The sequence below is a fragment of the Polyangium sp. y55x31 genome, from assembly GCF_029946505.1.
GTDB lineage: Bacteria > Myxococcota_A > Polyangia > Polyangiales > Polyangiaceae > Polyangium.
This window is the reverse complement of record NZ_JARZHG010000086.1, coordinates 1-5,718: the sequence shown is the minus strand read 5'-3', so window position 1 is coordinate 5,718 and position 5,718 is coordinate 1. Positions and strand designations below refer to the sequence as shown.

The window sequence follows — 5,718 nt, the reverse complement described above, 5'->3', positions numbered from 1 at the left end:
GGTGGCTCTGGTACGGCGCATGCCGAGGCAATTGGCACGATTTTCCCGGGCTGCGTGGGACGGGATGCAGCCGGGCCATGGGCAGGATGTTGGGATCGCGATTGGGGTGGCGTAGATCCACGGGCTGTTAGGGGGTGGCCCTTTTCGTCCTCTGTGGGGACAGGAAGCCGATAGCCTCGGAGAATGCTGCGCGCGGCGCTGTATACGCCGTGCTCCACGCATAGATCGTTGCCCTGGTTTCGTCGTACCGCACTTCCAACAGCGGACAATATCACACCGATCACATTCGCCCCATCGTCGAGGAAGTAATCTGCGTGCTGCAAAAGCCGCCTGGCAAGCTTATTGAGATCAAGAATCAGGGGATGCTCATTATGCAAAGGCCCGTCATTCTCAGGGTCGTAACGATTGCTAGAGGCGTTCCTCCGTGCGGCTGCCAAGCTCGCCGTGGCAACGGGGTCTGTTCCTTGGCTCTTCGTCGCGGCGGCGCTCTTCGTCGCGGCGGCGCTCTTCGTCGCGGCGCTCGCGGCCTTGCGCCGCTCGCCCTTGCCCTGCTTCCTCGTGCTCGCTTGGCCCTTCGGCATGCGCGGGATCGTGCGGTCCGTCCTCGCGATCCCCAAGTTTTCGGCGAGGCGGCCGAGGTCCGGCCGGGCGCTTGCGATCGGTCGACGTGCACGAGCTCGCGGCGCGGCTCGCCGAGGACGAGCGTGCTCCGCGCCGCCCTCGATGATCGCCGGGCCAAGGGACCGCGGACGATGGGCGCAGCGGGCCGAGGACGAGCGCCGGCTCGACGTGCACGAGCTCGCGGCGCGGCTCGCCGATCGCCTCGCGCCGAGGCCGAGGAGGATCGCGGGGTGCGTCTCGACGTGCGAGGCCGGGCGGCGCGTCCTCGGTGCGCCCGCTTGCTTTCCGGCAGAGGGGGCAAGATTTCGACGGCTCGCCGGTTCGGACCTCGGCGCAGCAATCGCGCGGTACCCCTCGCCGATCGAGCGGTATGCGTCCCGGGGATGGCCCGCGATTGCATTGCGTCGAGACTCGATTGCGTGTTGCCGAATTGGCGGCACGTGCGCTTGATAATGGCGCGAGCCTGTGCAAAAACTTTGGCTATGCCTACTCCGTTGGACTCCGACACGCGGCGGCGCGTCTATCTGCTCGCGGCCGTCGCGGACCTACACCCCGAGACGGCGCGGGCGGCGCTCGAGGGCAAGCCCATGTCCCGAAAGACTCGCGACGCGCTGCGCGCTGCGCGGGCGAACGTGTCCACGGTCCGTGACGAGCTCGGCGCGGTCCTGGATCGGCTCACGGCGAACGAGACCGCTAGCACGGCCGGCGCAGCGTCCTCGGCCTCGATGCCGAGCGGCGCGGCGGCGCTGGCCTGAACGAACGCGAGGCGCGAGCGTCCTCGGCCTCGATGCCGGGCGGCGCTCGCGGCCTCGCAATCATAATGCCAGGGGGACGCGTCGAAAGGAGGCGGCGCGGCGGGATAGGTGCGCGCTGCGATGGCTCACGCGAGCGGCGATCGTGCGCGCTGGGATTGTGTACCAAGAAAAGCGGCCGCCCCGGGGGGGACACCCGACGGCCGCGGACGGTCGAGAGAACATGAAGCTAGCAAAATCAGAGCTCGAATGCAATGGGCGGCGCGAGGACGAGCATTCCCTCGATGCTCTCGAGGTCCGGACGGCCGACGCTGGGGAGCTTCCGCGCGAGGCCGAGGCGGGCGCGTCGATCGGGACGGCCGAGGCTCGCGGCGAGCCGTGCGAGGCCGAGGCGCGCGAGGAGGGGGGCGCGCCGAGCGGGAAGGCCGAGGACACCACGCGCCACCGGAACGAGGCGCACCCCAAGCCAAACGAGGCGCGCGGACGCGGAGCGCGCAGACCGCAGCAGAAGCCCGACCGGGGGCGGCGCGGGCGCGGCCGTCGGCTCGACGTCGCCCCACCGTTGGAACCTCACGAAGCCGAGGCCGAGGCCGTAGCGGCAGAAGGGCGCGGCGAGCTAGGCACGATGCCCCCTGAATTGACGATCGGAAGCCACGCGGAGCTGGCAAAAGCGCTGCTCGCAATGCTCATGCCCGTGGGGCCCGAGCCGATCTTCGATGAAGGCACGATCCACTGCTATGTGGACACGCGCGGCACATGGGAAAGTGTAACGCAGGAACGAGCGAGCCGTGAGCTACAGCGGCTCGACGGCACGGAATACGGAAAAAACGAAACGCTGCGCCTTCGGGCCTCCGACGTGACCGGGGCGATCAAGCTCGCGCAGGATCGTGTTGCCCGTCCGGGCTGGTTCGTCAATCGCGATCCGGACGGCCGACCGTATGGGCCCGATCCCCCTCGCGGAATTGCATTTTCCGATGGGTTCGTGGTTGTCGGTGTCAACGAATGCCGCCTCGTTCGTCACGATCCAGCGCACCGCGCCCGTCATGGCTACGCGTTCCCATACCAGGCCGAGGCGTGCGCGCCGAGATGGCTCGCCTTTCTGGCCGACATTTGGCGGGACGATGAGGATCGGGAGGCGAAGATCCGCTTTCTACAAGAATTCATGGGCGCGTGTCTGCTCGGCCTCGCGACCCAGTTTCGGACCGCGCTTTTCCTGCTGGGGGACGGAAAGAACGGGAAAAGCACGCTGCTTCGGATCATCGAAGCGGTGATGCCGCCGCGCTCGCTCTCGACCGTCGCGCCGCACCTTTGGGGCCATGAGTATTACCGGGCCAACCTTGCGGGCAAGCGGCTGAACGTCGTCGCAGAGTTGCCAGAGCGGGAGCTGGTGTCGAGTGAGGCATTTAAGGCTATCATCGCTGGTGACCCTATCGCTGCACGTCACCCGACGTGCCGACCGTTCACCTTGAACCCTGCCGCGGGGCATATCTTCGCGGCGAACACGTTGCCGCCCGTCAACGATATGACCGATGGGTTTTGGGATCGCGTGGTCCTCATCGAATTCAACCGGCGTTTTCAACCGGACGAGGCGATTCCATACTTTCACCGGGGGATCATCGAGGCTGAGTTGCCTGGCATCGTGTCGTGGGCCATCGAGGGAGCGCGCCGTCTGCTCGCGCGAGGGCGCTACGAGGTCCCCCCGAGCGCCGACAAGTGCCGCGCTCGCTGGCGCATCGATGCAGATCCCGTCGCGCTCTTTCTCGAGGAGCGTACGCGTCCGGCCAAGGACGGCGAAAAGGGCACGGCTGCGGCGCAGCTATTCGACGAATTCGACGCTTGGCGGAAGCGCAATCAGTATCAGCCGATGTCATCGAGAAAGTTCTACAGGCGCACGGGCATGAGGTCCGCCTCAAACGGGACGGCTCGCATGTACCCGGTCACGGTGATGCGTAGCGTCCCCGGGCCCTATGGCGCGAGCGATTACGACCACGAGGGGGGCGACGAATGACGCGCTACAGCTACCCCCAGCGCCGCCCGTCGTCGCCGTGGGGCTCGACGTCGGGGAGACGGCGGCCCGCGCGTTCGTCGCCTGCTTCCGCCTCGCCGCGCGTGCGCCTCGATGATGCTCCCTTCGCTCGCGTGCTGGACACCCTCGCGCGTCTCGGGTCCCTTGAGAACGAGCATGCCGCGCCCGTTGCGCGCGCTCTCGACCGTGCTGGATTGCTCGACCATGCGCGCCGCGAGGGGTGGACGGCGCTTCCTGCCTTCGATGTCCTCGCGCGGGCGCTCCCCACGGCGGAGCTCGTCGGCGCTGGGCTCGCGCGGCTCGACGCGGGCGGCATGCGCCCGCAATGGCCCGCGCATCGCCTGTTGATCCCCTGGACGGCCGAGGCCGGCGCGGAGCACGAGCACGGACGGACGTTCGCCCGGCGCTCGCTCCTCCCCCCGGACGAGCGCTACCCGGTCACGATATGGCCCCCCGGGCGGCGCGCGCGTGACCTGCTTCGGATCGGGCCCGCGGAAGCGGCGAGCGAGGCGCGGAGCGTGCTCGTCCCCGATGCTCTCGACGGGATCGCCTTGCTCGCATACGCCGAGGCGCGCGGGCAGGCGGCCGTCGCATACGTCGTCCCGTGGCTCGAATGGCTCCCCCTCGATGCTCGCCCTTTCGCGCCGGGCGAACGTGTCCAGGTGTCGATTCCGCGCCCGCAGGGGTACGAGCTCGCGCGGCGCCTCGCGGCTCGCGGGATGAAGGTGCACGAGCTCGCGCCGCCCGTGGGTACGTCGTGGGGGGAGACCTGGGAAGCCTACCGCGGCGAGGACGAGGCGGGCGCGGACGGCTGACGGACGTGCGAGGACGAGCGGCGCCTCGATGGGGGGCGTTCAGGGCCCCGCGCCGCCGCTCGTAGCGGGGGGGCCGCCCTTGATCCGAAGCGCGCGAAGAAGCTGCGAAAGCGCCCGATCAAACTTTGCAGGATCAGCGTCCGCCCCCTCGAAGTCCGCGACGACGCGATCACGAATGGCTTGGGCGATGTCCTCGCGCTTCGGTCTCCAGCCGGTGAACACGTAGTCATCCAGGCGGATCGGGATGAGGTACGTCTCTCCGCCCTCGCGCGCCTCCCGGGCGAGCGTCTCTTCGATCTCGTTCAGGACACCTTTTCGGTCGAGGCTTGCCTTCGAGCATACAAGGACCACGCGATCGTGCTCGTTTACGCCCTTCCGCATCATCCGGTGGACTTCTCGCCCGGCTCCGCATGCTCGGAAAAGAGGAATACCCGCACACGGTTCCTGTGTAGTGCCTCGTAAAGCTTTCTTGCAAAACGCTCGTCGGGCGATCCGTAGCTGACAAATGTCGAACGCATCATGTTCCAATCGCTCCCACGCACAACCGTTGCAGCATTAATCATGTACTGCGCTGCGGCCGAGGGAATTCCCGCGCGTATGAGAAAATTCTCAAGGCGCGATGCAGGAATGTGAACAGAAGCGAACATCGAATGATAGTCGATAAAGCTTGCTAGTTCGCAAACGGGAGGCGGGTCGGCATTGCACAACTGGAACAGATCGACGTCGGCAAAAATTGTCATGCCAAGTCGAGCGCCATCAAATCGAGTATTGCGAATGTCGGCGCTACAGAGGTTCGCGGCATAGAGATCCGCGCGGCTTAAATCCGCGCCGCCGAGTTTCGCATCGGTGAGAGTTGCGCTAATGAGGATCGCGTCGGCGAGATCCGCGCCCGTGAGGTCCGCACTGGTAAGATCCGCCTCAGCGAGATCCGCCCCGCGGAGTTTCGCGTCGCTGAGTTTCGCGTCGCTGAGTTTCGCGCCGCTGAGTTTCGCGCGAGATAGATCCGCGCCGCTGAGTTTCGCGACGGTCAGGTCCGCGCCATGAAGTTCTGCACGCGGAAACCGTCGTTCGCCCCTCGCGTAGCGCGCCAGTAGCTCCTCTGCGCTTTGTGGCGGCAGGTAACGGGATGCACTAGGACGTCGCTTTGCCATCCTGGGGCATGGTCGATCGCTCCGTCGCGATCCGTCAAGAAAGGGGGCGATCCCGACGTGTACCAACTCGCGGCGCTCGCCTCCCCGTCGCGGCCGTGGTCGTGCTCGACGGCCAGCGACAGCGTACAGCGGGGTCAAGGTCGCATCGAGGGGACCGCGGACGGGAGCGGGGGCGCCTTAGAGCGGCTCGCGCGCCATGACGGGCGCAGGGGGGCCGAGGACGGGAGGCTAGAAGTCATCTCATAAATCGTCCAGGAGTCTCCTGAGGTACACGACGATGCATCCGAGGTGGACGAAGCCGAGGAAGTTTTCGACGTGGCGCTCGTACCGTACCGCGATGCGGCGGAAGCTCT

The 5,718-nt window shown here is 67.0% G+C and carries 5 protein-coding genes; 3 read left to right on the top strand and 2 right to left on the bottom strand.

The window, feature by feature from the left end; all coding sequences use genetic code 11:
- The first annotated feature begins 1,115 nt into the window (after positions 1-1,115).
- From QHF84_RS50005 to QHF84_RS49995, 3 genes are all read left to right on the top strand, one after another.
- Positions 1,116-1,376 carry a hypothetical protein gene (locus QHF84_RS50005; RefSeq protein WP_281320767.1) on the top strand — a complete coding sequence of 87 codons (261 nt, stop codon included), beginning with the start codon at positions 1,116-1,118 and terminating at the stop codon, positions 1,374-1,376.
- Between the two features lie 220 nt (positions 1,377-1,596).
- On the top strand, positions 1,597-3,381 hold the full coding sequence (locus tag QHF84_RS50000) for a phage/plasmid primase, P4 family (RefSeq protein WP_281320766.1): 1,785 nt from the start codon (positions 1,597-1,599) through the stop codon (positions 3,379-3,381).
- Between the two features lie 212 nt (positions 3,382-3,593).
- A complete protein-coding gene (locus QHF84_RS49995) occupies positions 3,594-4,214 on the top strand; it encodes a hypothetical protein (RefSeq protein ID WP_281320765.1) in 621 nt (206 codons plus the stop codon).
- 39 nt (positions 4,215-4,253) lie between these two features.
- Here the strand turns inward: QHF84_RS49995 and QHF84_RS49990 are convergent, their stop codons facing one another.
- Positions 4,254-4,598, bottom strand: a complete 345-nt coding sequence (locus QHF84_RS49990) for a toll/interleukin-1 receptor domain-containing protein (RefSeq protein ID WP_281320764.1) — start codon at positions 4,596-4,598, stop codon at positions 4,254-4,256.
- Positions 4,595-5,365, bottom strand: a complete 771-nt coding sequence (locus QHF84_RS49985) for a pentapeptide repeat-containing protein (protein ID WP_281320763.1) — start codon at positions 5,363-5,365, stop codon at positions 4,595-4,597. The genes QHF84_RS49990 and QHF84_RS49985 overlap by 4 nt, the downstream gene beginning before the upstream one ends.
- Positions 5,366-5,718 lie beyond the last annotated feature (353 nt).

What these genes read in the sequence shown, in the direction of transcription:
- QHF84_RS50000 (WP_281320766.1), top strand. Translation starts at nt 1,597, where the DNA reads ATGAAGCTAGCAAAATCAGAGCTCGAATGCAATGGGCGGCGCGAGGAC.
- QHF84_RS49990 (WP_281320764.1), bottom strand. Translation starts at nt 4,598, where the DNA reads ATGATGCGGAAGGGCGTAAACGAGCACGATCGCGTGGTCCTTGTATGC.
- QHF84_RS49985 (WP_281320763.1), bottom strand. Translation starts at nt 5,365, where the DNA reads ATGGCAAAGCGACGTCCTAGTGCATCCCGTTACCTGCCGCCACAAAGC.